Source organism: Pelomonas sp. Root1444 (genome assembly GCF_001426885.1).
GTDB lineage: Bacteria > Pseudomonadota > Gammaproteobacteria > Burkholderiales > Burkholderiaceae_C > Pelomonas.
In genome coordinates this window covers 1,292,145-1,316,140 of record NZ_LMFP01000003.1, presented here as the reverse complement: position 1 = coordinate 1,316,140, position 23,996 = coordinate 1,292,145, and the positions used below count along the sequence as shown (strand labels likewise).

The window sequence follows — 23,996 nt, the reverse complement described above, 5'->3', positions numbered from 1 at the left end:
TGACTTCCGCCTTTGGGCGGGGCTCATGCGCCGCTTGCCGCGTTTCGTGCGGCGCCTCCAGCGATTCGCCCGCTGGGCGCGCGCGCTGCGATCCCTGCGACCTAGAGTGCCGGTCATGGACACATCCAACCCCCTCGCCCATGGCAATGCCTTGCAGCAGCGCTACTACCGTTGGGCCCTGCCGTACTACGAACGCTTCGGGCGCGATGACCCGCTGCTGCGCGAGCGTGTCGAGCTCGCCGACATCTACCTCTATTCGCGCCGCGGCCTCGGAGCCTGGGCGGGTTGGTGGCTGGTGCTGGTCGGCGCGGCGGCATGGCTGCACGGCCGTGGCGCGGGCTGGGGTGCGGCGTTCGGCATCGCGGCCCTGGCCTGGGTGGCTGTGACCTTTGCGCTGCTGGGTGTCTGGCTGACGCCGCAGAAGCAGACCTGGCGCGGCACCGTCACCAGCTGCGTGGTGGGGGCGGCGGTGGGCGCACTGGCGACCCTGCTGACTCATGGAGGACTACTCGGTGGCGTCGAGCTCGCGCGCGAACCGGGCGCCCTGCTGGCGGTGTTCATGTCGACGATGCCCTTCTTCATCGGGATGGTGCTGGTGATGGGCTTCGTCGGGCGCGTTGGCCATGGGGCTCGCCAACGTCAACTCGCCCGCCTGCAACTGGTGGCCGAGCGCGACGCTGCCGCCCGCGCCGCCGCCGAGGCCGACCTGCGGCTGCTGCAGGCGCAGGTGCACCCGCACTTCGTCTTCAACACGCTGGCCACGCTGCAACACTGGGTGGACCGCCGCGACGAGCGCGCCGGCCCGCTGCTGCGCGAGCTGTCCGGCTTCCTGCGGCGCAGCACCGAGATGCTGGGCCGCGCGACCGTACCGCTGGCCGACGAAGTGAAGGCGGTGCGCCACTACCTGGCCATCCTGGACGCCCGGTTGGAAGGGCGGGCGCAGGGGGAGGTCGACATTGCGCCGGACCTGGCGCCCGAGCCGCTGCCACCGGGCCTGCTGTTGACACTGGTGGAGAACGCCGTCGAGCACGGGCTGGAACCCAAGATCGGCGGCGGCCGCCTCTGGGTGACCGGCGCGCGCGAGGCCGACGGCCGCTGGTGGCTGCGCGTGGACGACGACGGTCTGGGCCTGGCCGACGGCGCGGAGGACGATGTGGGCCTGGCCAACCTGCGCCAGCGTCTGCGGCACCATTTCGGACCGCATGCCCACTTCACGCTGCGGCGCCGTGACGAGGGCGGCACGCGCGCCGAAATCACCATCACGCCATGACCCGACTGCTGATCGCCGACGACGAACCCGCGCCCCGCGAGCAACTGGCCGAGGTTCTGGCCCAGGCCTGGCCCGCGGCGCGCATCGTCGCGCAGGCCGAGCACGGCGCCGACGCCTGGGACCAGTGGCTGGCCCACGAGCCTGATGCCTGCTTCCTGGACATCCGCATGCCGGGCCTCTCCGGCATCGACGTGGCGCGGCGCATCGCCGGCCGCTGCCCGGTCGTGTTCGTCACCGCCTATGGCGACCACGCGCTGCAGGCCTTCGATGCCGGCGCGGTGGACTACCTCGTCAAGCCGCTGGACGCGCAGCGCCTGGCCCAGGCGGTGACGCGGCTGCGCGAGCGCCTGCAGCGCCCGGCCGTGGACGGCGACGCGCTGCAGCGCCTGCTGGCCCGGCTCGGCGACGGGCAGCGCCGCCCCGCCTGGCCCGACACGCTGCAGGCCGGCGTAGGCAAGGAGGTGAGGCTGATCCGCATGGCCGACGTCCTCTACTTCGAGTCCGACAGCCGCTATACGCGTGTCGTCTACGTCGAGGCCGGTCAGCAGCGCGACGCCCTGCTGCGCACGCCGCTGAAGGACCTGCTGGCGCAGCTGGACCCCGCGCGCTTTCAGCAGGTGCATCGCTCCGTCGTGGTGGCCGCTGCGCAGATCGCTACCGCCGTGCGGGACGACGACGGCGGCATGCTGCTGCGCCTGCGCGGCTCGGCGGACACGCTGCCGGTGTCGCGGCCTTTCCAGGGCCTGTTCAAGCCGCAGTGATCTGCACCGCCACGCCGCTGAGCACCGCATTGCCGCTCAGCGGGTCGCGCGCCGCATCGTCCAGCAGCGCGTTCATGTTGACGCCGGGCCGCTCGCGGGCGACGCCCAGTTGCACGCCGTCCAGGTCGTGGCCCCAGCCATGCGGCAGGCTGACGACGCCGGCGCTCATGTCGGCGCTGCGCTCGACGCGCGCCACCAGCTCGCCCGCGGCACTGCGCACCCGCGCGAACTCCGCCAGACCGAGGCGTTCGGCGTCGCCGGGGTTCACCAGCAGCGTGCAGCGCTCCGGCCCCTTGGCGAGCAGGGGCAGGTTGTGCATCCAGCTGTTGCCCGAGCGCACGTCGCGCCGGCCGATGAGGCTGAAGGCGGGCGCGGCCTCCACCTGGATGGCCGCCAGGTCGGCCACGATGGACGGCGGCGCCAGCTCGATCTTGCCGCTGGGCGTGCGCAGCACCTCGGGGATGCGGGCGGTCAACGCGCCCAGGTCGATGCCGCCGGCCTCTACGGTGCTGGCCGCCTTGACCTTGGCCAGGTTGAGGCCGTCGGGCTTGCGGCCGAACTGGTCGCCATAGGGCCCGACGCGCAGCTGCAGGTCGATGAGGCGCTCGGGGCCGCGCCACGGCCGCAGCGCGGCCAGCACGGCGGGCGCGTTGTCGCCGGCGAAGCGCTTCACGTCGGACTCGATCGCCTCGTCGTCGAGCTGCTGCACGTCGACGTTGAGCCCGCGCCCTTCCAGCAACGCGCACAGGCGCAGGATGGTCTGCCACTCCTGCGGCGTGCCGGCCGGCGCGTCGAACACGGGCCCCGAGAAGCGCGCATGGTTGCGGTGGCTGAGCTGCGGGAAGGCGACGTCGAAGTGCAGGTCCTCCAGCGGCGACAGCCCGGGCAGGATGACGTCGGCATGGCGGCTGGTCTCGTTGATGTAGATGTCCAGGCTGAGCATGAAGTCCAGCCCTTCGAGCGCCTGGGCGATGCGCGGCCCGCCGGGCGCGGACAGCACCGGGTTGCTGGCCACCGTGATCAGCGCCTTGATCTGCCCTTCGCCAGCGGTCTCCATCTCCTCGGCCATCACCGTGATCGGCAGCTCGCCGAAGACCTCGGGCGCGCCGGAGACGCGGCTCTTGCGGCGGCCGGTGGTGATGCCCTTGCCGCTGCCGGGCCTGCCCTGCGTGTTGGCCGCGAACGCCGCGGCCTTTGCGAACATCGCGCCGCCCTCGCGGTCGAGGTTGCCGGTCAGCACGTTGAGCAGGTCCACCAGCCAGGAGTTCACCGTGCCGAAGCGCGTCGTGCAGGTGCCGATGCGGCCGTAGACCGCGGCGCGCGGCGCGGCGGCCAGCTCGCGGGCGATGCGGCGCTGCGCGTCGGCCGGGATGCCGCAGCCGGCGGCAGTGACCTCGGGCGCGAACGGCGCCACGGCGGCGCGCGCCTCGTCCAGCCCGTTGACATGCTCGGCCAGGCGACCCAGCTTGACCAGGCCTTCGTCGAACAGCGTGTGCGCGATGCCCAGCAGCAGCAGCGCGTCGCCGCCGGGGCGGATGGGCAAATGCTCGTCGGCCACGGCGGCCGTTTCGCTGCGGCGCGGGTCGACGACGACGATGCGCCCGCCGCGCGCGCGCATGGCCTTGGCCTTGCCGCGGTAGTCGGGCACCGTCCACAGGCTGCCGTTGCTGACCATGGGGTTGGCGCCCAGCATCAGCAGGTAGTCGCAGCGCTCGATGTCCGGCAGCGGGATGGACAGCCAGTGGCCGAACATCAGCCCGGCGCTGAGCTGCTTGGGCATCTGGTCCAGCGTCGAGGCGCTGAAGACGTTGCGGCTGCCCAGCGCCCGCACCAGGCGCGGCGTGTAGGCCAGCAGGTTGACCTTGTGCGCGGCCGGGTTGCCGATGGTCAGCGCCACCGCGTCCGGCCCCTGTTCGCGCCAGACCGGCAGCAGGCGGCGCTCGATCTCGGCAAAGGCTTCGTCCCAGCTCGCCGGCACGAAGCGGCCGTCGCGCTTGATCAGCGGCGTGCGCAGGCGGTCCGGGTCCTCATGCAAGTCCTTCAGCGACACGCCCTTGGGGCACAGGTAGCCGCGGCTGAAGACGTCGTTGTCCGCGCCGCGGATGCCGACGACCTTGGCGCCCTCGGTCTTGACCTCCAGGCCGCAGCAGGCCTCGCACAGCGGGCAGATGCGGTAGTGGGATTCGACGGGCATGGCGGTCTCCTGGCGCTTCTTGGGGAAACGGCCAGCTTAGCGTCGCGGTGCGGGGCGCGCCCGTCGCGCAGGCGACGGGGGTCAGCCGCCGGCGGCGCCCCGCTCGGCCATCTCGTCCAGCCAGCGCCGCACGCCCGCCTCGCCGAGGCCGTCGACGCCGCCGATCAACGTCTCGTGGATGGGCCCGATGCCGACGAAGCCGAGGATGTTGCGCTCCAGGGACTTGACGCTGTGCGCGCGGAAGTACCAGCGGTAGACCTGGGCCGGCATGCCCATCGTGACGATGACGCGCGCCGAGCGGCCGGTCAGCAGCTTGCGGCCCAGCGGGTTGCCCTCGACCGGCTCGAAGGCGAAGCCGCGCCGCGCGATCTGCTCCAGGAAGCCCTTCAGCAGCGCCGGCATGTCGCCCAGCCACAGCGGGAAGAAGAACACCAGGTGCTGGGCCCAGCGCAGCGTCTCCTGGGCGGGCCGGAGCGACGCCGGCACTTCGCCCTCCAGCCAGTCCTTCTGCGAGCGCAGCAGCGGGAAGTCGAGCTGGGCGACGTCGATGACGCGCACCTCACGGCCGGCGCGCAGCGCGCCGTCCGCATAGGCCCGGGCCAGCGCATGGCAGAGATGGCCGCCGGCGGGGTCGGGGTGGGCCTGGATGAGGGCGATGCGTTCGGGCATGGCGGCTCCTTGGAGACCTGCCATGGTGGCGCCGGGCGGCAGGCCGGCGCTTGATGCCGGTCAAGCTCGCGCCAGCCAGTCCTGCAGCTGCCGCAGCACGGCCGCATCGGTCTGCAACGCGAGATGGCCGAGGCCGGTGAAGACGGCGGTATCCGTGAAGGCCAGGCGCCGCGCGGCCTCGCGGTGCTGGCCGAGGGCGCTGGCCACCGGCACCAGGCCGTCGCCCAGCCAGCGTGCCGGCGGGCCGCTGGGCTTCCTGGCCGTCGTGGCCGCCACGGCATAGCTGGCCACGCCCGCGGGCAGCGGGATGCGGCTGGCCGCGCCGTCGTCGGCTTCGAGCAGGCTGCCGTGGCGCAGGTCGCGGATGCCGGCGCTGCGCCGCGCGGCCAGCGCGGCCAGCGGCCGCGAGTAGGCGCTGGCGGCGAGCAGCCGCTGCACCTGCTGGCCGCCGCGCTCCAGCGGCGCGCCGAGGTGGGGTGTGCCCAGCGTGATCAACCGTTCCAGCCGTTTGGGCCAGCGCCGGCGCCCGGCCTGCGCGATGGCACTGCGCGCGACCAGGCCGCCCATGCTGTGCCCCAGCAGCGTCAGCGGGCCGGGCACGCCGTCCAGCAGCTCGGCCAGCTCGGCACCGTTGCGCCAGATCGCGCGGCCGCTGTTGTAGCGCAGGCCCAGCGGCTGGTAGCCCAGCGCCGCGAGCGCCGCCGGGAAGTCCGCGCCGTCGCGCCGCCATTGCGCCTCGTTCATGCACAGGCCGTGCAGCAGCACGAGTGGCGGGCCGGTCGCGCCGTCCACCAGGGGCTGCAGGCTCATGCGCGTGGCCAGCGGGTTAGTGGTCGCTTCCAGATAGTCGCCGAGCACGCCGTTGAGCGCGGCCAGCGCGGCGTTCGCGCGCTCGGGCGCCGCCGCGCCGAGCAGCGGCGTCAGCGCGCCGAGCGCGATGTCGAGCCCGCCGCCGACGAGCCGCGTCACGCCACGCACGCTGCGGTAGACGAGGCCGGTGATGCCGGACGTGCGCTCGCGCGAGGCCGTCAGCGGCAGCCGCGCGATCTCGGCATGCATCGCCTCGACGAGGTCGGTGACGCCGGTGGTGGCATCGACGGCGAGGCGGCCGGCGCTGCGGAGCAGATGAGGGGAGGGCATGGGCGGATCATGCACGCCCAGGGGTCAGCGCGGCAGTTGCGCCGGCGCTGGCCATGCGAGGTTGCGCCCGTCCCGCCAGCGCAGCGTCCACAGGCCGAGGTCCAGGCCGGCGCGCAGCTCGTGGGTGCCCGGGTGTTCGCGGGCGCGCCGCGCGTCGCGCTCGGCGATGCCCACCCAGAGGTCGCGGCCATTCGCCTTGGCGAGATACAGGCATTGGTCGGCCAGGTCCACGGTGTCGTTCCAGTCGGCCGGCGCAGCGCCGTCGGCATCCGGCGCCAGCGGATGGCAGGCGTAGCCGATGGAGCAGGTCTTGCGCAGCAACTGGCCGTCGTCAAGGACGAAGTCATGCGCCGCGATGCTGGCCCGCAGCCGCTCCGCCAGCACATGCACCTCGCCCGGGTTGGTCTGGCGGGCCAGCACGAGGAACTCCTCGCCGCCCCACCGCACCAGCGTGTCCGACCCGCGCAGTTGGCGCTGCAGCACGGCCGCGCACTGCTTCAGCACGGCGTCGCCGGCGGCATGGCCGTGTTGGTCGTTGACCGCCTTGAAGTGGTCGACGTCGATCATCATGAAGACCAGGTCGGCGTTGGTCGGGGCCGCATCGCCGCGCGTGCCGGCATGCAGGCGCTGCGCCTGCGCGAGGTCGGTGGCGATCGTGGCCACGAGGTGGCGGCGGTTGCGCAGGCCGGTGAGCGGGTCGGAGAAGGCCATGTCGCGCATGGCTCCATAGGCCTTCTTGACGTGGTAGCGGCTGACGACCGCCACCGCTGCGGCGGCTAGCCCCGCCACGGCGGCCAGGGCCAGCATCCAGCGAAAGCGCTGCTGGTGGCGCTGCTCCTGCTCCAGCGCCTCGATCTGGCGCTGGCGCTTGTCGGCTTCATAGGCGGCGTTGGCCTCGGCGATGCGCTTCTGGTCCGCGGCCTTGCGCACGCCGTCGGTGAGGCGCTTGAACTGCATCGCGGCCTCGTAGGCGCGCTCGTGCTCGTGGTTGAAGGCCAGTTCCTCGGCGAGCAGGCCATGCACCTCGGCCACGTTGCTGTCCATGCCCGGCGCCGCTGCGAAGGCCGCGATGGCCTTGCGGATCCAGTCGATGCCGCCGGGCCGCCCCAGCCGGTTCAGCGCGGTGCCCTTGTTGACCCAGGCCACCCACAGCGACTCCTGGTCGCCGGACTGCTCGACCAGCGGAATGGCCTCGTCCGTGTAGGCCAGCGCGGCCTGGTAGTCCTTCTTCTGCAATGCGACGTCGGCGAGATTCGTTGCCGCAACGGCCAGCTCGTAGGGCCTCAACTCCTCCTGCGCCAGCGTCCTGGCCTTCAGCAGCGCCGCTTGCTGGTCATCCGGGCGGCCGAGCAGGCCCAGCACGTAGGCCTTGCGCAAGTAGTAGCCCGGCAGGCTCGAGCGATCGCTGGCGGCCTCCGACGCGTCGATGGCCCGTTGCACGGCGCCCAGCGCCTGGTCAGGGTGACCCAGCTTGGCATTCAGCAGCGCCATGGCGGCCAGCGTCTGCGAGGTTTCGTAGACCGCGTCGGGACGCTCGTCGAACACGCGCAGCGCCTGGGTGAGCAGGAGGTTGCTCTCGGGCAACTGGCCGAGCCGCAGCAGGGCCGTGCCGGCCAGCCGCCACGCGTTGGCCGCGTCCATGCGCGCATCGGCGTCCTTGGTGGCCGCGGCCGCTGGCGGCAGCCGCGCCGCAATGCCCTGGTAGCGCTTGAGCAGCTCTTCGTTGCGCCGTGCGTCGGCAAGCGCCGTCAACGCCAGCACGTCGAAGTGCAACTGCCCCTTGGGATCGCGAGCCTCGTCGCGGCCCGCCAGTGCCTGCGCCAGGGCCTCGTCGTGGCGGCGCATGCGCACCAGGTCGCGGATCAGCTGCGCGCGCAGCCAGCGGCGCTCGTCGGGCGTGGGCGATGCGTGGGCCAGCGCCTGCTGGGCGAGCTGGATCGCCACGACGGGTCGCCGGCGATCGTCCTCGGCGATGCGGGCCTTGACGGTGTCCATGTCCGGCGCGGACGCCGGCTGGCCCACGGCGGCCGTCGTCCAGAGTGCGACGCACACCAGCATCGAGCCGAGCGCGAACCGCACGGGCGGTCGCGACGGCGGCAGCCCGACCCCATGCCGGTCCGGCCGGGGCCGAATGTCCTTGTTGTCCATGAGATCCGATCATCTGCCCGATCGGAGGGGCGCAGCCAGTCTAGGCCACCGCCCCGCGCGAAACATGACCGATCCGGTGCTACATCTGCCGGAACAGGTGCGCGCAACTCTCGGCGACGAGCAGCATCTCGCTGCCGTGCTTGAGCTTGATCTGCATGCGGCCGCGGAAGTCGCGGCTGACGCTGGCGATGGCGTTCACATTCACCAGCGTGGAGCGATGGATCTGCCAGAACTGCTGCGGGTCGAGCTCGTCGATGAGTTCCTTCAGCGGCTTGCGGATCAGCGCCTCGCCGTCCTTCAGCGCCAGCCGCGTGTACTTGTTGTCGCTCTGGAAGAACATGACCTCGTCGACGGTGATGAGGCGCAGCGTCTGGCCGACCGAGGCATTGATCCAGCGCAGCGGCGCGCGCGCGGCCGACGGCACGGCCGCGGGGCGCGTGCCGAGCTGGTCGAGCACGCCGCCGAGCTGGGCCGGGGGATGGCCCTGGCCCAGGCGCGACTTCAGCCGCGAGATCGCCGTGAACAGCCGCGCGCCGGCCAGCGGCTTGAGCAGGTAGTCCACCGCGCCCTGGTCGAAGGCGGCGATGGCGTACTGGTCGTAGGCGGTGACGAAGACGACATGCGCCCGGCCGTTGACCTGGCGGGCGACGTCGATGCCGGTGGCGCCGGGCATCTCGATGTCCAGGAACAGGATGTCGGGCTGGTGCTGGTCCAGCAGGCGCAGCGCCTGCAGGCCGTCGGCCGCCTCGCCGACGATGCTCAGCTCCGGCCAGAGCTTGCCGAGTTGCTCGACCAGTTCGCCGCGCAACGCGGCCTCGTCCTCCGCCACCACGGCGGTCGGGGAAAACAGGCTCATGAGGGAATGTCCAGGATGAATTCGGTGCGGCCCGCGCCGCTGCTGCAGACGAGTTTCGCGCCCAGCACGGCCAGGCGCTCGCGCAGCGACGCGAGGTCGGCGTCGTCGCTGCACAGGCCTTCCTGGTCGAAGCCCAGCGTGATGCCGCCGCCCACCTTCAGCCAGCAATGTTGCGGGTGGCCCAGGCGCAGCGCGCGCTGCACCAGCGGCAGCAGCAGCATGGGCGGGAGCTGCGTGGCGCCGTGCGAGCCGAGCTCGCAGTCGAAGGCGGGCGGCGTGCCGTTGAGGTCGCGCAGCAGGTCCAGGTAGCTGGCGATCAGCTCGGCCTCGCCGCCCAGCGTCGCACCGGCATCGCGCAGCCGCGGCAGCGCCACGCGCAGGTGGCGGATCAGCCGCTCCAGCCGGGCGCTGGCGGTCGCGTCCTGGCGGCCATAAGCCTGCTCGACGGCGACGAGGGCGTCGAACAGCAGCGCCGGGTCGACCTGCGCCTGCAGGGCGGCCAGGCGCGAACCCAGCGCATGGCGGCGCAGCTGGCTGTGCTCACGCAGCAGGTCCTGGGCGGCCTGGTCCTGGCGGCGGCGCACCGCGCGGAACTCCAGCACGCCGACGATCATCAGTGCCGGCATGAAGACCCACAGCGTGTCGCCGATGACGGCGCTGAGCCGGAAGTTCATGCATTTGGGCTTGCCATGCGTGGCCGCATAGATGTCGCACAGCGATGGCCAGGGCAGCGCGGCGGCGAGCGGGTAGACGACCGCGATGGTCAGCACGGAGCCGATCAGCGTCGCGGCGACGAGGCGCTGGCGGCGCGCCGGATGGATGGGGCTGCTGCGCGCCGCCGGCAGCCAGCACAGCAGCAGCACGATGCAGCTGACGAGCGGCACCAGCAGGTGCCGGGCCAGCACCTGGGGCAGCTGGTCGCCGACGCGCAGCTCCAGCAGCGAGGCCAGGTCGATGGCGCCGAACAGCAGGGCCGCCGTGACGAAGGCCAGCACCTCGGCAGGCCGCACCGAGCGCCAGGCGTGCAACACGTGGCGGATCACGTGAGCGCCTCCGCCGGCAGGTTGACGCGGGCGACGACGCCGCGCGGCTGGTTCGCTTCGAGCACCAACGTGGCCGCGTCTCCGAAGCGCGCGGCCAGCCGCGCCCGCGTGTTGGCCAGGCCCACGCCCGCGCCCCCGCTGACGGCGCCGAAGCCCTGGCCGTCGTCGGCCACCTCGATGCTCAGGCCACCGTCCTGCGCATGCGCCGCGCGGATGGCGATGCGCCCGCCCTCGGGCAGCGGCGACAGGCCGTGCTTGATGGCGTTCTCCACCAGCGTCGGCAGCACCAGCGTGGGCAGTCGGGCGGCCAGCAGCTCGGGTGGCGCGCTGATGTCGAAGGACAGCCGCTCGCCCATGCGCATCTGCAGGATGGCCAGGTAGTGGCGCACCAGCTCCAGCTCCTCGGCCAGCGTGGACTCGTGCCGGCGCATGCCGGGCAGGGCGGCGCGCAGGTAGGCGATCAGCGCCACCAGCATGTCGCGACCGCGCTCGGGCTGGGTCTCGTACAGGCGCTTGACGTTGGCCAGCGTGTTGAACAGGAAGTGCGGCTCGATCTGCGCGTTCAGCGCCGACAGCTGGGCCTCGGTCTGCTGGGTCTTGAGGGCCTCGCGCTCGCGGAACAGGCGGGTGAGCTGCTCGCTGCCGGCCCGCTGGGCGCGGCTGACGCGCAGCAACGCGTAGGCCATGCCGCCGAGCAGCGTCCAGATGCCGATGGTGGAGGTCACCCAGCCGGGCTTGGCCTGCATGCTGGGGTCGTCCAGCACGGCGGCGGCATAGCGCAGGTAGGTGCCCAGTGCCGCGCCCAGCCCCACGGCCAACGCCTGCACCGCCAGCGCGGCCGGCAGCTTCCAGCGCCGGCCGGCCAGCAGTGCCTCGGCCACGGCCACCATCAGCAGCAGCGACACGCCGGTGAGCAGCGACTGGCGGCTGAATCGGATCAGGTCGAACAGCCCGGCGGCGAAGCCGCCATCCTTCTCGTCCCACCAGGTCAGCGAGCGCGAGATGGCGTGCAGCAGGCAGAAGTAGTAGACGCCCGCCAGCATGCGCAGGTTGCAGATGCGGCGAAAGGCTTGCAGCGGCGTCAGGTCCTCCATCTGCGCCATTTTCGGGCGGCGGCCTGCCGCGCGGCCGGCATGCGACGAAACGAGGTCAGCCGAGCTTGGCCCCGGCAATCAGCGCCTTGAGTTCCCGCTCGGAAGCCGCCGGGTCGCCGAGGTTGACCTCGATGAGGCGGCGCAGGTGGGTGATGGACTCGATGTCGATGCTGCGGCAGAGCACGCCGGCGCGGCCGTCTTCGACATGCGCCAGCTCGCCGGCCATGGCGATGACGAGATCGCCGCTGCTGTCTTCGCCCAGCGGCAGCTTGACGAGGCAGGGCATGCCGGCCTGCGGCGCCGCGCCCGCCGGCAGTTGCAGCAGCACGCCCTTGAGCGAGATGTCGATGACTTGGCAGCGCAGCAGCGCCTGCGTCGTGACCAGCTCGGCGCCGGCGGCGAAGGCGACGCGGGCGAATTGGCGGCGTTCGGTGCTGATGATGCTCTCCCGGTGCCGACCGAGGTCGGGTCTGGCGATCCTAGACGAATGGCTCCAGCGCGCCAGCGCTGCCGAACACCGTGCTGTTGTCCACCGCCTGTTGCAGCCGCTCGGGCGCCAGCGCGGCCAGGCCCATGGCTTCGAGCATGAACCAGGCGGCGCGCAGGAAGGCGACGATCTCGTCGCGCGTGGCGTCGGCCAGCACCGGCTCGCCGTCCCAGTCGCGCGTGGGGACCTCGCGCGGCGCGACGACGGCCGGCCGGTGCGCCCGGGCGATGCGGGCCAGCAGCTCGCGCGTGTCCACGGTCGCGCTGGGCGCGTCGATCAGGCGCACGAGGTCGCCCAGCTGCTGCTCCGCGGCCGCGGCCAGCAGCCGCGCAGCCTGGTCGGCCCCGCCCGCGAGGTAGAGCCCGGCGGCGAGGTCGACGTATTCGAGGGCGGCCGACAGCCGTTGCAGGTCGGGGTTGGACGACATGGGCGCCGAGTCTAGGTTGTGTGAAGGGGCAACGGGCGGCCAAACTTCACGCTGCTTTGTTTATGCTGGCCCGATCCAGGAAAGCCCCAGGAGCCGCCGATGATCGACCGCCGCCAGCATCTGCAACACCTCGCCGCGCTCGCCGCCGCCTCTGCCCTGCCGGCCCTGGCGGCCGAGGACAAGGACGGCACCTATGACGAGGATTCCATCCTCAAGGCCGCCACCGACTTCTTCGGCCAGACCACGGAAGGCCTGGCCAAGGTGATCGAGAAGGCTTTCAAGGAACAGGGCCGGCCCAACGCCTACATCAAGGGCGAGGAGGCCTCGGCGGCCATCACGGTCGGCCTGCGCTATGGCGACGGCGAGCTGCTGATGAAGGGCGGCGGCGGCGCCAAGGTCTACTGGGCCGGCCCGTCCATCGGTTTCGACCTGGGCGCCAACGCGTCCAAGGTCTTCACGCTGGTCTACAAGCTGCCCAAGCCTGCGGACATCTACCAGCGCTTCCCCGGCGTGGACGGCAGCCTGTACTACATCGGTGGCGCCGGCATCAACTACCAGCGGTTGAACGGCATCACGCTGGCGCCCATCCGCCTGGGCGTCGGGCTGCGCGCGGGCGCGAGTGTCGGCTACATCCACTACCGCCGCGAGAAGAGCATCAACCCGTTCTGAGCGCTCGCCTGAGTCGCCAAAGCCTGCGTGCCGTCAAGGCGGCATGCCGGCGTGGCTGGCAACCTCGCAGCCTTTGCGAGCAGCCGCCTGGCGCCACAGGCGTAGACTGTATTTTTATCCAGTATTCGAGACCGCCGTGAGCACCACCACCGACCTCCCCGTACAGGACATCTCCAGCGAAGTCCTCATCGAGAAATACGCCAAGGGCGGCGAACAGACGCCCGACGAGCTGCGCGAACGCGTCGCGCGCGCGCTCGCCCAGGCCGAGAAACCCGCCGACCGCGCCGGCTGGGCGGCCGCCTTCCTGGATGCGCAGAAGCGCGGCTTCGTGCCCGCCGGCCGCATCATGTCCGCCGCCGGCACCGAGCTGTCGGCCACCCTCATCAACTGCTTCGTGCAGCCGGTGGGCGACTCCATCGCCACGGCCGAGGACGGCGTGCCCGGCATCTACACCGCGCTGACCGAAGCCGCCGAGACCATGCGCCGCGGTGGCGGCGTGGGCTACGACTTCAGCCGCATCCGCCCGGCCGGCGCCTGGGTGGGCTCCACGCGCAGCCATGCCTCCGGCCCCATCAGCTACATGCGCGTGTTCGACCGGTCGTGCGAGACGGTCGAGAGCGCCGGCAGCCGCCGCGGCGCGCAGATGGGCGTGCTGCGCTGCGACCACCCGGACATCGAGGCCTTCATCCACGCCAAGGACCAGGGCGACCTGCGCAACTTCAACATCTCCATCGGCGTGACCGACGCCTTCATGGAGGCGGTGCAGGCCGACGGCACGGTGGAACTGGCGCACAAGGCGCGGCCCAGCGCCGAGCAGATCGAGGCCGGCGCCTACCAGCGCGGCGACGGGCAGTGGGTCTACCGCAAGGTCAAGGCGCGTGCGCTGTGGGATCAGGTCATGCGCTCCACCTACGACCACGCCGAGCCGGGCGTGCTGTTCCTGGACCGCATCAATGCCGACAACAACCTGCATTACTGCGAAACGATCGCGGCGACCAACCCGTGCGTGACGGCCGACACCTGGACGATGACCAGCGAAGGCCCGCGCCAGGTGCGCGAGCTGATCGGCAAGCCCTTCCACGCCATCGTCGATGGCAAGGCCTATGCGACCGAGTCGCAAGGCTTCTTCGCGACCGGCGTGAAGCCGGTCCTGAGGCTGACCACTCGCGAGGGGCATGCGCTGCGGCTGACCGGTGACCATCCCGTGCGTCGCGTGACGCGCAAGACGCGCTATCTCGTCGAGGCCGAATGGACGCCAGCTGCAGAGGTGAAGCCGGGCGACGAGCTGATGCTGCACGACCATCGCGCGTTGCAAGGCTGGGAAGGCCCGCGCAGCGAGGCGGAAGGCTATCTGCTGGGCCTGCTGATCGGCGACGGCACGCTGAAGGCTGACAAGGCGGTGCTGTCCGTCTGGGCGCCCGAGCTGAAGGTGGTGGGCAGCGATGTGGGTCACCCGCCCGCCAGTGTCGACAGCGTCATGCAGGCGGCCGAGACGGCGATGCGGGAGGCCATCGTCAGCCGCGCGGACTTCCAGGGCTGGCAGCGGCCGGTCGCTGGCCGTGGTGAGTTCCGGCTTGCGTCCGCTGGCCTGCGTGATCTGGCGGGCGCGCTTGGGGCGGTGCCGGGCAACAAGCGCATCACCCCCTCGATGGAGTCCACGTCGGCCGAATTCCATCGCGGCCTGCTGCGCGGGCTGTTCGACGCGGACGGCTCCGTCCAGGGTGCGCAAGACAAGGGCGTCAGCGTGCGCCTGACCCAGGCTGATTTCGGCCAGTTGCAGGCGGTGCAGCGCATGCTGGCGCGGTTGGGTGTCGCATCGGCGATCTACCGTGACCGGCATCCCGCCGGACCGCAGCGCATGCCCGACGGCCGCGGCGGCGAGCGCGACTACGAACGGCGTGCGTTGCATGAGCTGGTCATCAGCGGCGACAACCTGCGCCGCTACGCCGAACAGGTTGGCTTTGAGGACAGTGCCAAGCAGGCGCGCCTCGAGGAGTTGCTGGGGGCCTACCGGCGCGAGTTGAACCGGGAGCGCTTCACGGCCACGGTCGAAGCCGTCGAGCCCGAAGGCGTCGAGGCGGTCTACGACGTCACCGTCGAACATGTCCATGCGTTCGATGCCAACGGGCTCTATGTCCACAACTGCGCCGAGCAACCACTGCCGCCCTACGGCTGCTGCTGCCTCGGCTCCATCGACCTGACGCGCTTCGTGCGCGATCCGTTCAGCGCCAAGCCGGCGTTCGACGAGGCCGGCTTTGCCGAGGTCGTGGCCGTCGCCACGCGCATGCTGGACAACGTGCTGGACGTGACCCCGTGGCCGTTGCCGGCCCAGGCTCAGGAGGCCGCCAACAAGCGCCGCGTGGGCCTCGGCTTCACGGGCCTGGGCGACGCCCTCGTCATGCTCAACCTGCGTTACGACACGCAGGCCGCGCGCGACATGGCCAGCCGCATCAGCGAGCTGATGCGCGACGCGGCCTACTCGGCGTCCAGCGACATCGCCGCCGAGCGCGGCAGCTTCCCGCTCTTCAATGCCGACCTGTACCTCTCCGGCGGCAGCTTCGCGTCGCGCCTGCCGCAGGCGCTGAAAGACAAGATCCGTTCGCAAGGCCTGCGCAACTCGCACCTGCTGTCCATCGCGCCCACCGGCACCATCAGCCTGGCCTTCGCCGACAACGCGTCAAACGGTATCGAGCCGGCCTTCTCCTGGACCTACACGCGCAAGAAGCGCCTGGGCCAGGCCGAGGGCGGCGGCTTCAAGGAGTACGCGGTCGAGGACCATGCCTGGCGCCTGTATAGACATCTGTTTGGCGCCGATGCGCCGCTGAGCGACGCCTTCGTCACCGCGCTGGAGCTGAGCGCGGCCGACCATGCGTCCATGGTCGCCGCGGTCGCGCCCTACATCGACACGTCCATCAGCAAGACGGTCAACGTACCGGCCGACTACCCGTACGAGAACTTCCAGGACTTGTACATGCAGGCCTGGCAGACCAAGCTGAAGGGCCTGGCCACCTACCGGCCCAACAGCGTGCTGGGCTCGGTGCTGAGCGTGACGCCGGAGGTCAAGCAGCCCGAACCGCTTCGTCCAGATTCAGGCGCCGAACTCGGCGGCGCCAACCAGCGCCTGCGCGTCGAGCGCCTGCCGCAGGCCGTGGTCGCGTCGCTGCGCTGGCCCAGCCGTCCCGAGATGCCCGGCGGCAACCCGGCCTGGAGCTACCTCATCCAGCACCCGCATGGCGACTTCGCCCTCTTCATCGGCGAGCTGCCGCTGGACGGCCCCGACGGCGGGCTGTTCGGCCGCAACCTGCCCTTCGAGGTGTGGGTCAACGGCGCCGAGCAGCCGCGCGGCCTGGCGGCGCTGGCCAAGACGCTGTCGACCGACCTGCGCACCAACGACGCCGCCTGGCTGCGCCTGAAGCTCGACGCGCTCGCGACTGTCGCCGAGGAGCGCGCCTTCGAGATGCCCATGCCGCCCAGCGGCGAGCAGCGCCTCTTCCCGGGCGTAGTCGCCGCCACGGCCGCCGTCATCCGCTGGCGCTGCGAGCAGCTCGGCGCGCTGGCCGAAGGCGGCCCCACGCCGGTGGTCGACGCGATGTTCAGCCGCAACGAGCCGCGCACCGGCATCTCCGGCACGCTGGCCTGGGCGGTCGACGTGGACAACCCAGCCACCAACGAGCAGTTCACGCTGACGCTGAAGGAGGTGTTGCTGCCCACCCCCGACGGCGGCACGGTCATGCGCCCTTGCGCGATGGGCTTCTCGGGCAACTACCCCAAGGCGCTGGACGGCCTGGCACGCCTGCTGTCGCTGGACATGCGCGTGATGGACCCCGGCTGGATCGCGATGAAGCTGCGCAAGCTGCTCAACGTCGGCGAGCCGCTGGGCCACTTCATGGCGCCGGTGCCGTCGCTGAACGGCGAACGCCGCCAGCAGGTCTGGCCGTCGACTGTGGCCTATGTGGCGCGCCTCATCATCCACCGCTATGCGATGCTGGGCATCCTCGACGAAGCCGGCCAGCCGCTGACCGACATGGGCCTGCTGCAGACGCCGGCGCCCAAGCTCGCCGCGGCGGCAGGCACGCTGCAGGTCCAGGCCGGCAAGCCCTGCCCGGAGTGCGGCAACGCCACCATGATCCACAAGGATGGCTGCGACTTCTGCACGGCGTGCGGGTACGTGGGGCAATGCGGGTGACCCGGGCTCGCTGAAACCGGGTCGGCAGCGGTGCGGGTTCCTCCGCCGCTGCCTAAGAGGGCGCCCGGATCAAGTTCACCGCGACGGGCTGGCGCCCGTCCAGCACGTCGCTTGTCACTTCCCGCAGCACCACGACCTGGTGCTGCCCCTGCCACGCCTGCCACAGCGCCGCCACGTCCGCATCGACGCCGGGTGGCCCGCTGAGCGCGTAGGTGCGCCCGGTCTTGGTGGTCACTTCCTCGGTGTCGGGGTGCACGAAGGCGACGGCGGACGACACCTTCGCGCAGTGTTCCGCGGCCAGGTAGCCCGCCAGGTGCCAGGTCGGGGCGTCGTAGTTCGGCACCTGCACTTCCCAGGCCCGCCAACGGACCAGGATGAGCCGGGGCTCCTGCGAATACGGCGTGGAGATCCAGAAGTCCATGCGCGCCGGTCCGGTCGGGCCCTGCTCGCGTCGATCAGACCGTCAGCTCCGGCGGCACCTTGCCACCGTTCACCGCGATCTCGGCCAGCACCCGCTTGTGCAGCCAGATGTTCATCTGCGCCGAGTCACCCATCAGCTCCGGCGGGCAATGCAGCTCGGTGGCGAGTTCCTTGCGGGCGGCCAGGCTGGAGTCCAGGTCGAGCAGCTTGAGAAGGTCGACGATGGATGTGCGCCAGTTGAGCTTCTGGGGGTTGGCCGCCGCGCGCTGTTCGAGTTGCTCGACGACGTCGACGATGGCAATGGGCTGGACCGCTGGCGCCGCGGTCGCAGGTGCTGAGGCGGGCGCGGGCGTTGCGGGGGTCGTGGCCGCAGCGCTTGCCGTTGACGGCGCGGGCGCCGCCCCCTTTGCCTGCGTCCCAAGGCCCAGCCTGTCGAGGATCTTGCTGAAGAAGCTCATTTCGTCTCCTGTTGGAAGGGATGATGCGAGCGTGGAGCCGGAGCGGCCGGTTCCACCCGGGGCGCGTGGCGCGCCAGCGCGCGGCGGAGGACGGCGCGCCAGCGTGGCAGGGGTGCGGCGCGGCCGGTGCCCTCTTCGGCGCCAGCCTCGGCACGAAACCAGTTCGGCACTGCAAATCTGAAGGGGGTTCTCATGGGGGCTCCGACTGCAAAACCACTGCATCCCCCGGACGATGCCCCCGCGACGGCGCGCTGGCTGTAGGACGCCGTGCCGCTTACGCACCAGCGGGCCAGCATCTGCCGGCCGGGCGGTCGGCCGCCATGACGGCAACGGTCGGACTACCTGCCCGGTGCGCTGCCCGCCGCGGTGCCGGACCACTGCCGCCGGTACTCGGCCCGGTAGGGCAGCGCGTCGTCGATCTCCTGCGATCCCAGCTGGCGCAGCAACTGGGTGGTGACGGCAATCGGGCGGGCCACGCGGCCACTGGGCGACTGCTTGGCGAAGGCCCGCCTCAGTTCGTCGGCCAGTTGCCAGCCCTGCAAGCCGGTCGGCTCGGCGATGGTCGCGAGCTGCTGTGAGCGACCGGAGCGTATGCGGCTCAGCGCCGTGCGCGAGCCGTCGCCGGCGGCGATGCCGACGATGTCGCGGCGCCCCAGGGACAGCAGCGGGAAGTGCATCGAGTCCATGTAGACATCGTTGATCGCCAGCACATGCGTCCAGCGCACGCCGAAACGCCGGTGCAGCCGCTCCAGCGCCGCAGGCATCTCTTTCGCGGCATTCGAGATCGGGACGTCTTCTATGGCCAGCAGCTCGCAGCGCGCGCAGCGCGACAAGGCTTCGCGCATGCGCAGCGTCTTGGTGTTGGCGATGTCGAAGCGGCCGTCGTTGAAGATGACGACACCGGCGCGCGCGCCGCCGGCCGGCGTCACCAGCGCGGCGGCCATGTCCGCAACGACGGCGGGATCGGTGCTGACGTTGGCGAACAGGCTGGATGCCGGCCCGCTGTGGGACGAGGCATGCCAACCGACCAGCACCGGCGCGGGCCGCGTGGACGCGGCGAGCCGGTCGGCGATGTCGGCTTCGTCGAAGCCGCCCAGCACGATGCCGTCCACGCCGGCGAGCAGGGCTTCATCGAAGCGCCGCCGTATCGTCGCGCGGTCGCCATTGCCGTTGACGATGTTCAAGGTCCAGCCGAGTTCCTGGCAGGCCTGCTCGAAGCCGCGATAGACGGCCGTGATGCCGCCGTTGCGGAAGTCCTGCGCCAGGAAGACGACGCGCTTGGAGGCCGCGGCGGCCACCTCGCCCTGCGCCGCTGCGGCAGTGGCGAGGACGGCGGCAAGCAGCGCCAGCACCGAACGGCGCAGCCATCGCGACAGCGGCGCCCCTTTCGGTTGCGAGCAGGTGGTGATCATGTGTGCAGCCTAACTTGCCAGGGCTCGCGGCGCCCGTGTCTGCGGTCAGCGCGCGGATAGCATGGCCGCACATGGCCCCGACCTCTCCATGCCAGCCCGCGCCCGCACGGCCATCGTCGCACGACCTGCGTCCGCTCGACCGCGTGCGCGCCTACCTGAGCGCCTACGCCGCGCGCGACCTTGCCGCCATTGAGTCCCTGCTTGCCGATACGGTCACGCTGCGTGACTGGAAGCTCCGCGTCGTCGGCAAGGCCGCGGCGCTGGCCGAAACGCGCAAGAACTTTGCGGCCGTCGGCAGCCTGGCGATCGACGTGCTGGCCGCGTACGAGCGCGACGGTGGCGTGGCGGCCGAACTGCGCATCGTCATCGACGGCCGCGACACCCTCCACGTCGTGGATGTGTTCGAGCTGGACGCCCAGGGCCGCATCACGGCCATCCGGGCCTACCTGGGCCGCGGCGACACCGCGCCGCCGGGCTGACGCGCCGGCGTCCGATCGATCAGAGGGCGCTCAGCGGGGTGTGGCCGTCTCCGGCCCGCTCGCGTAGCCCACGCCGTGCGCGGCCAGGTAGTCGCGGATCAGCCGCCGCACCACCTGGGAGGGCGTCACGTCCTGCTGTGCGCACAGGGCCTCGAAAGCCTTTTTCTTGTCCGGGTCGATCAAGACCGTCAGGCGGGCAGTCTTTTGCTCCATGCCGGCTCCTTATGTTCACTGCATGATAATGCCAGGCAAATAAGATTCACATAAAGACCGTGACCTCGGCGTCTGAAGGCGTCGCTCTTTCCGCGCCCATGCCCGACACCGCCGACCCGTCACAGTTCGTCAAGCCCTTCGTCTACGAGACGCTGAACAGCCGGGCTCTGCATTTCTCGATCTGCGAGATCCAGAGCCGCATGCAGGTCCAGCGCCCCGACGCCCTGGACCTGGCCTACACCCGCACGATGATGGCTTTCCTGCTGTTCGTGCCGCGGCCCGAGCGGCTCGCGATGATCGGGCTGGGTGGCGGCTCGCTCGCCAAGTTCTGCCACCGCCATCTGGCCGAGACCCAGATCGAGGTCGTCGAGATCAACCCCCATGTCATTGCGCTGCGCGAGCAGTTCCAGGTGCCGGCCGACGGTACGCGGTTCCGGGTGCGGCGTGGCGACGGTGCGGACTTCGTGCGCCACACGCACGACCGGCTGGATGTGCTGCTCGTGGACGGCTTCGACCACGAAGGGCAGCCGCCCGCGCTGTGCTCCCAGGCCTTCTACGACGACTGTCGTGCCGCGCTGCGGGCGGACGGCCTGCTCGCCGTCAACCTGCACACCGCCCACCCTGAATTCCAGCGCCATGCCGCCCGGCTGACGCGCGCCTTCGACGGCGAAGTGCTGCTGGTGGGTGACAAGGATTGCAGCAACACCATCGCCTTCGCCGGCCGGGGCGTGCTGCGCGGGAACGCGCCGTCCGCCGCCCTGCGCAAGCCGCGGTCGCTCGACCGGGTCGCCTGGGACGACCTGCTGCCCGCCTTCGCCCAGGTCGCGGCCGCGTTGCGGCTGCAGCGCGAGGGCGGCTGATCAGCTCGTCCCTGTGCAGGTCACGCCGGCCGTTCGGCAGATGCCGACGGCCTGAACGAGCGGTAGCCGCCGCGCCGCTCCGGCCGGCTCAGCACCAGCTGCCAGAGCTGCCCCTGGCGCGAGCGGAAGAAGCCCGCGCAGCTGAGCAGGTAGTAGCGGAACATGCGTCGGAAACCCTCGTCGTAGTGCGAGGCGAGCCGTAGCCACGCGGCCTCGAAGCGTTCGGCCCAGATCATCAGCGTGCGGTCGTAGTCCGGGCCGAAGTTGTGCCAGTCCTCGACGACGAAGCGGCCCTCCAGCGCCCCGGCCAGCTCGACGGGCGAGGGCAGCTTGCCGTTGGGAAAGATGTAGCGCTCGATCCAGGGGTCGGTGTGCGGCGCGCGGCGGTCCACGCCGATGCTGTGCAGCAGGAAGAGCCCGTCCGGCGCGAGCAGGCGGCGCGCTGTGTCGAAGTAGACGCCGTAGTTCTTCAGGCCGACATGCTCGAACATGCCGACCGAGACGATCTTGTCGAAGCGGCCCTGCAGCGAGCGGTAGTCCTGCAGCCGCAGCGTCACCGGCAGGCCGGCGCAGCGTTGCTCGGCAATGGCCAGCTGCTCCTTGCTGATGGTGATGCCCGTCACGTGCACACCATGCCGCTCGGCCGCGAAGCGCGCCAGGCCGCCCCAGCCGCAGCCGATGTCCAGCAGTGTCTCGCCGGGCTTCAGCTCCAGCTTGCGGCAGATCATCTCCAGCTTGTCGACCTGGGCCTGCTCCAGGGCCTGCGCGTGTTCCCAGTAGGCGCAGGAATAGATCATGCGGGAGTCCAGCATGGCCTCGAACACGTCGTTGCCGACGTCGTAGTGCCGCTCGCCGACCTGATGGGCGCGTTCCACGCTCTGCAGGTTGAACAGGCGCTGGCGCAGGCCCTCCAGCAGCAGGCGCAGCTTGGCGGTACCCGGGGCGGTGCGGTCGAGCTCGGCGCGCAGCAGGCGCTCGAACATCATGTCCAGCCGCTCGCAGTCCCAGTCGCCATCCACATAGGATTCACCCGCGCCGAGCGACCACTGCGTCAGGATGCGACGGAAGGCGCGGGCGTCGTTGACGCGCATGTCCCAGGGCCGCGTGCCGTTGATCTGCACGTCGGCGCGCGCCAGCAGCTCGCGCAGTACCGGCGGCGGGGCGGCTGCCGGCCGGTGCTGGGGGCCTTGTGGCCGGTACAGGGTGGCTTGCTCCGAATGCATGCGAGACAGCTCCTTCCAACGACACCCGCCCGGGCTTCGTGAGCCGGGCGTGGCGCGTCAAGTTTGCCGTCGCGGCCGCGTCGACGCAGCCCCAAATTTCAATGCCGTCCGCAGGGGTATTGGAGGATCCCTGTCAGGGCAGGCCCCAGCCGAAGGGGTCGGCGGGGTCGATGAGCAGGGTCGCCTCCGCGGTGACGAAGGCCTGGCCGCGGATGGTGGGCACGATGTGCTCGCCGGCTGCCTCGTACCAGCCTTCGAAGACGCTGCCGATGACGCTGGCCTGGCGCCAGACCTGCCCCGGCGCGAGCTTGCCGCGCGCGGCCAGGCAGGCCAGCTTGGCGCTGGTGCCGGTGCCGCAAGGGGAGCGGTCATATTGCCGCCCGGGACAGAGCACGAAGCTGCGCGAGTCCGCGCCGTCATCGTCGTCGGCGAACAGCTCGATGTGGTCGATGACGGCGCCGTGCGCCCCGCGTTCGCCCTGGTCATGCAGCGCCTCGCCCACCATGGCGGCGTAGTCGGTGAGCGCGCCAACCCGTTCGGGCCGCACCGCCTGGCCATGGTCGGCGCACAGGAAGAACCAGTTGCCGCCCCAGGCGATGTCGCCGGTGACCACCTGGCCGGTCGGCAAGGTCACGGCCACGTCGGCAGCCAGGCGCCAGGCCGGCACGTTGCGCACGCTCGCCCGGCCGTCGTCATGCAGCGTCGCGCGCACCTCGCCCACGGGCGTCTCGATGACGTGCTCGCCAGGGCGGATGCGGCCCAGGTGCGCCAGCGTCGCCACCAGCCCGATGGTGCCGTGGCCGCACATGCCGAGGTAGCCCGTGTTGTTGAAGAAGATGACGCCGGCCGTGTGCGCGGGGTCCTGCGGCGCACACAGCAGGGCACCGACGAGAACCTCGCTGCCGCGCGGCTCCAGCAGCGTTGCGCGGCGGTAGTGGTCGTGCTCACGTGCCAGCAGCTCGCGGCGCTCGGCCATGGTGCCGTGGCCGAGACCGGGAAAGCCGCCGACGACCACGCGTGTCGGCTCGCCGCCGGTGTGCGAGTCGACGATCTGGACGCGCGTCATGGCTGCGACTGGCAATGCGCCGGCCGCGTCGCCAGCGCCGTGGCCACCAGCGCCTCGACATGCGCGCGCTCCGCGCCCACCAGCGGCAGCCGCGGCCGGCGCATGTGCTCGCTGCCCACGCCCACCAGCGCGTCGATGAGCTTGAGGTTCTGCACCAGCTTGGTCGACACATCCAGGTGCAGCAGCGGCGTCATCCAGCGGTAGATGGCGCGGGCCTCGTCCCAGCGGCCGGCCTGCATCAGGTCGAACATGGCCACCGTCTCGCGCGGGAAGGCGCAGCCCACGCCGGCCAGCAGGCCGTCACAGCCCAGCGCCAGCCCTTCGAAGGCGAGGTCGTCCACGCCCATGAAGAGGCGGTAGCGGTCGCCCAGCAGGTTGCGCAGGTCGGTGATGCGGGTCACGTCGCCGCTGCTCTCCTTGATGGCCGCGATGTGCTCGCTGTGCGGGCCTTCGGCCAGTTCGGCGAAATGCCCGGGCCGCAGGTCCACCCGGTAGGCGACCGGGTTGTTGTAGACCATCAGCGGCCGCTGCGCGGCGGCGGCATAGGTGCGCACATTGGCCATGGCCTCGCGTGCGTCGGCCACGTAGATGACCGAGGGCATGACCATGTAGCCGGCCACGCCCAGCGCGTTGGCGCCCTCGATGAAGCGCAGCGCCTCGCGCGTGCTGCTTTCGGACACCGTCGCCAGCACCGGCACGCGGCCGTTGGCGGCATCCAGCGCGCAGCGCGCGACGGCCAGCTTCTCGTCCAGCGCCAGCGTGCTGGCCTCGCCCAGCGAGCCGCAGCAGACCACGCCGTGGATGCCGTTGCGGATCTGGAAATCGATGTGCCGCGCCGTCGCGTCGAGGTCGAGGCTTTCGTCGGCTTTGAACTTGGTCGTGACGGCGGGGAAAACGCCGCGCCAGGGAACGGTCTGCATC

General features: G+C 71.3%; 22 protein-coding genes. 6 read left to right on the top strand and 16 right to left on the bottom strand.

Features of this window, described 5'->3' with window-relative positions:
- The first annotated feature begins 115 nt into the window (after positions 1 to 115).
- Entirely contained in the window at positions 116 to 1,270 is a 1,155-nt protein-coding gene (locus tag ASD35_RS08740; protein WP_056874457.1) for a sensor histidine kinase, read from the top strand.
- On the top strand, positions 1,267 to 2,031 hold the full coding sequence (locus ASD35_RS08735) for a LytTR family DNA-binding domain-containing protein (RefSeq protein ID WP_056874456.1): 765 nt from the start codon (positions 1,267 to 1,269) through the stop codon (positions 2,029 to 2,031). Before ASD35_RS08740 ends, ASD35_RS08735 begins: the two co-directional genes overlap by 4 nt.
- Here the strand turns inward: ASD35_RS08735 and ASD35_RS08730 are convergent.
- The 9 genes from ASD35_RS08730 to ASD35_RS08690 all read right to left on the bottom strand — a co-directional run bounded on the left by ASD35_RS08730 (position 2,018) and on the right by ASD35_RS08690 (position 12,089).
- The gene (locus ASD35_RS08730; RefSeq protein WP_056874455.1) at positions 2,018 to 4,225 is read right to left on the bottom strand and encodes a molybdopterin-dependent oxidoreductase; all 2,208 of its coding nucleotides are present in this window, start codon (positions 4,223 to 4,225) and stop codon (positions 2,018 to 2,020) included. The two genes, ASD35_RS08735 and ASD35_RS08730, sit on opposite strands and share 14 nt — an antisense overlap.
- A gap of 81 nt (positions 4,226 to 4,306) precedes the next feature.
- Positions 4,307 to 4,894, bottom strand: coding sequence for an NAD(P)H-dependent oxidoreductase (locus ASD35_RS08725; RefSeq protein ID WP_056874454.1), 588 nt, complete (start codon positions 4,892 to 4,894; stop codon positions 4,307 to 4,309).
- A 60-nt stretch (positions 4,895 to 4,954) separates the two neighbouring features.
- Positions 4,955 to 6,034, bottom strand: a complete 1,080-nt coding sequence (locus ASD35_RS08720; RefSeq protein WP_056874453.1) for an alpha/beta hydrolase — start codon at positions 6,032 to 6,034, stop codon at positions 4,955 to 4,957.
- Positions 6,035 to 6,058: 24 nt separating this feature from the next.
- Positions 6,059 to 8,182 (bottom strand): GGDEF domain-containing protein, encoded by a 2,124-nt coding sequence (locus tag ASD35_RS08715; protein WP_056874452.1) that lies wholly within the window; start codon positions 8,180 to 8,182, stop codon positions 6,059 to 6,061.
- 79 nt (positions 8,183 to 8,261) lie between these two features.
- Complete coding sequence (locus ASD35_RS08710) at positions 8,262 to 9,038, bottom strand: LytTR family DNA-binding domain-containing protein (RefSeq protein WP_056874451.1); 777 nt, start codon at positions 9,036 to 9,038, stop codon at positions 8,262 to 8,264.
- Positions 9,035 to 10,081 carry a histidine kinase gene (locus ASD35_RS08705; RefSeq protein ID WP_056874450.1) on the bottom strand — a complete coding sequence of 349 codons (1,047 nt, stop codon included), beginning with the start codon at positions 10,079 to 10,081 and terminating at the stop codon, positions 9,035 to 9,037. The genes ASD35_RS08710 and ASD35_RS08705 overlap by 4 nt, the downstream gene beginning before the upstream one ends.
- On the bottom strand, positions 10,078 to 11,175 hold the full coding sequence (locus ASD35_RS08700; protein WP_056874449.1) for a sensor histidine kinase: 1,098 nt from the start codon (positions 11,173 to 11,175) through the stop codon (positions 10,078 to 10,080). Before ASD35_RS08700 ends, ASD35_RS08705 begins: the two co-directional genes overlap by 4 nt.
- Positions 11,176 to 11,230: 55 nt before the next feature.
- The gene (locus ASD35_RS08695) at positions 11,231 to 11,614 is read right to left on the bottom strand and encodes a PilZ domain-containing protein (protein WP_056874448.1); all 384 of its coding nucleotides are present in this window, start codon (positions 11,612 to 11,614) and stop codon (positions 11,231 to 11,233) included.
- A gap of 40 nt (positions 11,615 to 11,654) precedes the next feature.
- The gene (locus ASD35_RS08690) at positions 11,655 to 12,089 is read right to left on the bottom strand and encodes a hypothetical protein (RefSeq protein WP_056874447.1); all 435 of its coding nucleotides are present in this window, start codon (positions 12,087 to 12,089) and stop codon (positions 11,655 to 11,657) included.
- A gap of 99 nt (positions 12,090 to 12,188) precedes the next feature.
- On the opposite strand from ASD35_RS08690, the gene ASD35_RS08685 reads away from it, so the two are divergent.
- Together ASD35_RS08685 and ASD35_RS08680 are read left to right on the top strand one after the other, a co-directional pair.
- A complete protein-coding gene (locus ASD35_RS08685) occupies positions 12,189 to 12,758 on the top strand; it encodes a DUF1134 domain-containing protein (protein WP_056874446.1) in 570 nt (189 codons plus the stop codon).
- 136 nt (positions 12,759 to 12,894) lie between these two features.
- Entirely contained in the window at positions 12,895 to 16,944 is a 4,050-nt protein-coding gene (locus tag ASD35_RS08680) for an LAGLIDADG family homing endonuclease (protein WP_056874445.1), read from the top strand.
- Positions 16,945 to 16,996: 52 nt separating this feature from the next.
- On the opposite strand, the gene ASD35_RS08675 is transcribed toward ASD35_RS08680, so the two are convergent.
- From ASD35_RS08675 to ASD35_RS08665, 3 genes are all read right to left on the bottom strand, one after another.
- Entirely contained in the window at positions 16,997 to 17,365 is a 369-nt protein-coding gene (locus ASD35_RS08675) for a hypothetical protein (RefSeq protein WP_056874444.1), read from the bottom strand.
- 34 nt (positions 17,366 to 17,399) lie between these two features.
- Positions 17,400 to 17,822: a DUF3597 domain-containing protein gene (locus ASD35_RS08670; RefSeq protein WP_056874443.1), complete on the bottom strand. Its 423-nt coding sequence runs from the start codon at positions 17,820 to 17,822 to the stop codon at positions 17,400 to 17,402.
- A 338-nt stretch (positions 17,823 to 18,160) separates the two neighbouring features.
- Positions 18,161 to 19,234: a substrate-binding domain-containing protein gene (locus tag ASD35_RS08665; RefSeq protein WP_157275434.1), complete on the bottom strand. Its 1,074-nt coding sequence runs from the start codon at positions 19,232 to 19,234 to the stop codon at positions 18,161 to 18,163.
- 71 nt (positions 19,235 to 19,305) lie between these two features.
- On the opposite strand from ASD35_RS08665, the gene ASD35_RS08660 reads away from it, so the two are divergent.
- Complete coding sequence (locus tag ASD35_RS08660; protein ID WP_082580002.1) at positions 19,306 to 19,713, top strand: nuclear transport factor 2 family protein; 408 nt, start codon at positions 19,306 to 19,308, stop codon at positions 19,711 to 19,713.
- Positions 19,714 to 19,743: 30 nt separating this feature from the next.
- Here the strand turns inward: ASD35_RS08660 and ASD35_RS08655 are convergent, their stop codons facing one another.
- Positions 19,744 to 19,926 (bottom strand): ribbon-helix-helix protein, CopG family, encoded by a 183-nt coding sequence (locus ASD35_RS08655; RefSeq protein WP_056874441.1) that lies wholly within the window; start codon positions 19,924 to 19,926, stop codon positions 19,744 to 19,746.
- 98 nt (positions 19,927 to 20,024) lie between these two features.
- Between ASD35_RS08655 and ASD35_RS08650 the strand changes: the two genes are divergently transcribed.
- Positions 20,025 to 20,786, top strand: coding sequence for a hypothetical protein (locus tag ASD35_RS08650; protein ID WP_056874440.1), 762 nt, complete (start codon positions 20,025 to 20,027; stop codon positions 20,784 to 20,786).
- Between the two features lie 20 nt (positions 20,787 to 20,806).
- On the opposite strand, the gene cfa is transcribed toward ASD35_RS08650, so the two are convergent.
- From cfa to ASD35_RS08635, 3 genes are all read right to left on the bottom strand, one after another.
- Positions 20,807 to 22,009, bottom strand: a complete 1,203-nt coding sequence (gene cfa, locus ASD35_RS08645; protein ID WP_056874439.1) for a cyclopropane fatty acyl phospholipid synthase — start codon at positions 22,007 to 22,009, stop codon at positions 20,807 to 20,809.
- Positions 22,010 to 22,142: 133 nt separating this feature from the next.
- Entirely contained in the window at positions 22,143 to 23,075 is a 933-nt protein-coding gene (locus ASD35_RS08640; RefSeq protein WP_056874438.1) for a 4-hydroxyproline epimerase, read from the bottom strand.
- Positions 23,072 to 23,995 carry a dihydrodipicolinate synthase family protein gene (locus tag ASD35_RS08635; RefSeq protein WP_056874437.1) on the bottom strand — a complete coding sequence of 308 codons (924 nt, stop codon included), beginning with the start codon at positions 23,993 to 23,995 and terminating at the stop codon, positions 23,072 to 23,074. Before ASD35_RS08635 ends, ASD35_RS08640 begins: the two co-directional genes overlap by 4 nt.
- Between the last annotated feature and the right edge of the window lies 1 nt (position 23,996).

What these genes read in the sequence shown, in the direction of transcription:
- ASD35_RS08740 (WP_056874457.1), top strand. Translation starts at nt 116, where the DNA reads ATGGACACATCCAACCCCCTCGCCCATGGCAATGCCTTGCAGCAGCGC.
- ASD35_RS08735 (WP_056874456.1), top strand. Translation starts at nt 1,267, where the DNA reads ATGACCCGACTGCTGATCGCCGACGACGAACCCGCGCCCCGCGAGCAA.
- ASD35_RS08730 (WP_056874455.1), bottom strand. Translation starts at nt 4,225, where the DNA reads ATGCCCGTCGAATCCCACTACCGCATCTGCCCGCTGTGCGAGGCCTGC.
- ASD35_RS08725 (WP_056874454.1), bottom strand. Translation starts at nt 4,894, where the DNA reads ATGCCCGAACGCATCGCCCTCATCCAGGCCCACCCCGACCCCGCCGGC.
- ASD35_RS08720 (WP_056874453.1), bottom strand. Translation starts at nt 6,034, where the DNA reads ATGCCCTCCCCTCATCTGCTCCGCAGCGCCGGCCGCCTCGCCGTCGAT.
- ASD35_RS08715 (WP_056874452.1), bottom strand. Translation starts at nt 8,182, where the DNA reads ATGGACAACAAGGACATTCGGCCCCGGCCGGACCGGCATGGGGTCGGG.
- ASD35_RS08710 (WP_056874451.1), bottom strand. Translation starts at nt 9,038, where the DNA reads ATGAGCCTGTTTTCCCCGACCGCCGTGGTGGCGGAGGACGAGGCCGCG.
- ASD35_RS08700 (WP_056874449.1), bottom strand. Translation starts at nt 11,175, where the DNA reads ATGGAGGACCTGACGCCGCTGCAAGCCTTTCGCCGCATCTGCAACCTG.
- ASD35_RS08690 (WP_056874447.1), bottom strand. Translation starts at nt 12,089, where the DNA reads ATGTCGTCCAACCCCGACCTGCAACGGCTGTCGGCCGCCCTCGAATAC.
- ASD35_RS08685 (WP_056874446.1), top strand. Translation starts at nt 12,189, where the DNA reads ATGATCGACCGCCGCCAGCATCTGCAACACCTCGCCGCGCTCGCCGCC.
- ASD35_RS08675 (WP_056874444.1), bottom strand. Translation starts at nt 17,365, where the DNA reads ATGGACTTCTGGATCTCCACGCCGTATTCGCAGGAGCCCCGGCTCATC.
- ASD35_RS08670 (WP_056874443.1), bottom strand. Translation starts at nt 17,822, where the DNA reads ATGAGCTTCTTCAGCAAGATCCTCGACAGGCTGGGCCTTGGGACGCAG.
- ASD35_RS08665 (WP_157275434.1), bottom strand. Translation starts at nt 19,234, where the DNA reads ATGATCACCACCTGCTCGCAACCGAAAGGGGCGCCGCTGTCGCGATGG.
- ASD35_RS08660 (WP_082580002.1), top strand. Translation starts at nt 19,306, where the DNA reads ATGGCCCCGACCTCTCCATGCCAGCCCGCGCCCGCACGGCCATCGTCG.
- ASD35_RS08655 (WP_056874441.1), bottom strand. Translation starts at nt 19,926, where the DNA reads ATGGAGCAAAAGACTGCCCGCCTGACGGTCTTGATCGACCCGGACAAG.
- ASD35_RS08650 (WP_056874440.1), top strand. Translation starts at nt 20,025, where the DNA reads ATGCCCGACACCGCCGACCCGTCACAGTTCGTCAAGCCCTTCGTCTAC.
- cfa (WP_056874439.1), bottom strand. Translation starts at nt 22,009, where the DNA reads ATGCATTCGGAGCAAGCCACCCTGTACCGGCCACAAGGCCCCCAGCAC.
- ASD35_RS08640 (WP_056874438.1), bottom strand. Translation starts at nt 23,075, where the DNA reads ATGACGCGCGTCCAGATCGTCGACTCGCACACCGGCGGCGAGCCGACA.
- ASD35_RS08635 (WP_056874437.1), bottom strand. Translation starts at nt 23,995, where the DNA reads ATGCAGACCGTTCCCTGGCGCGGCGTTTTCCCCGCCGTCACGACCAAG.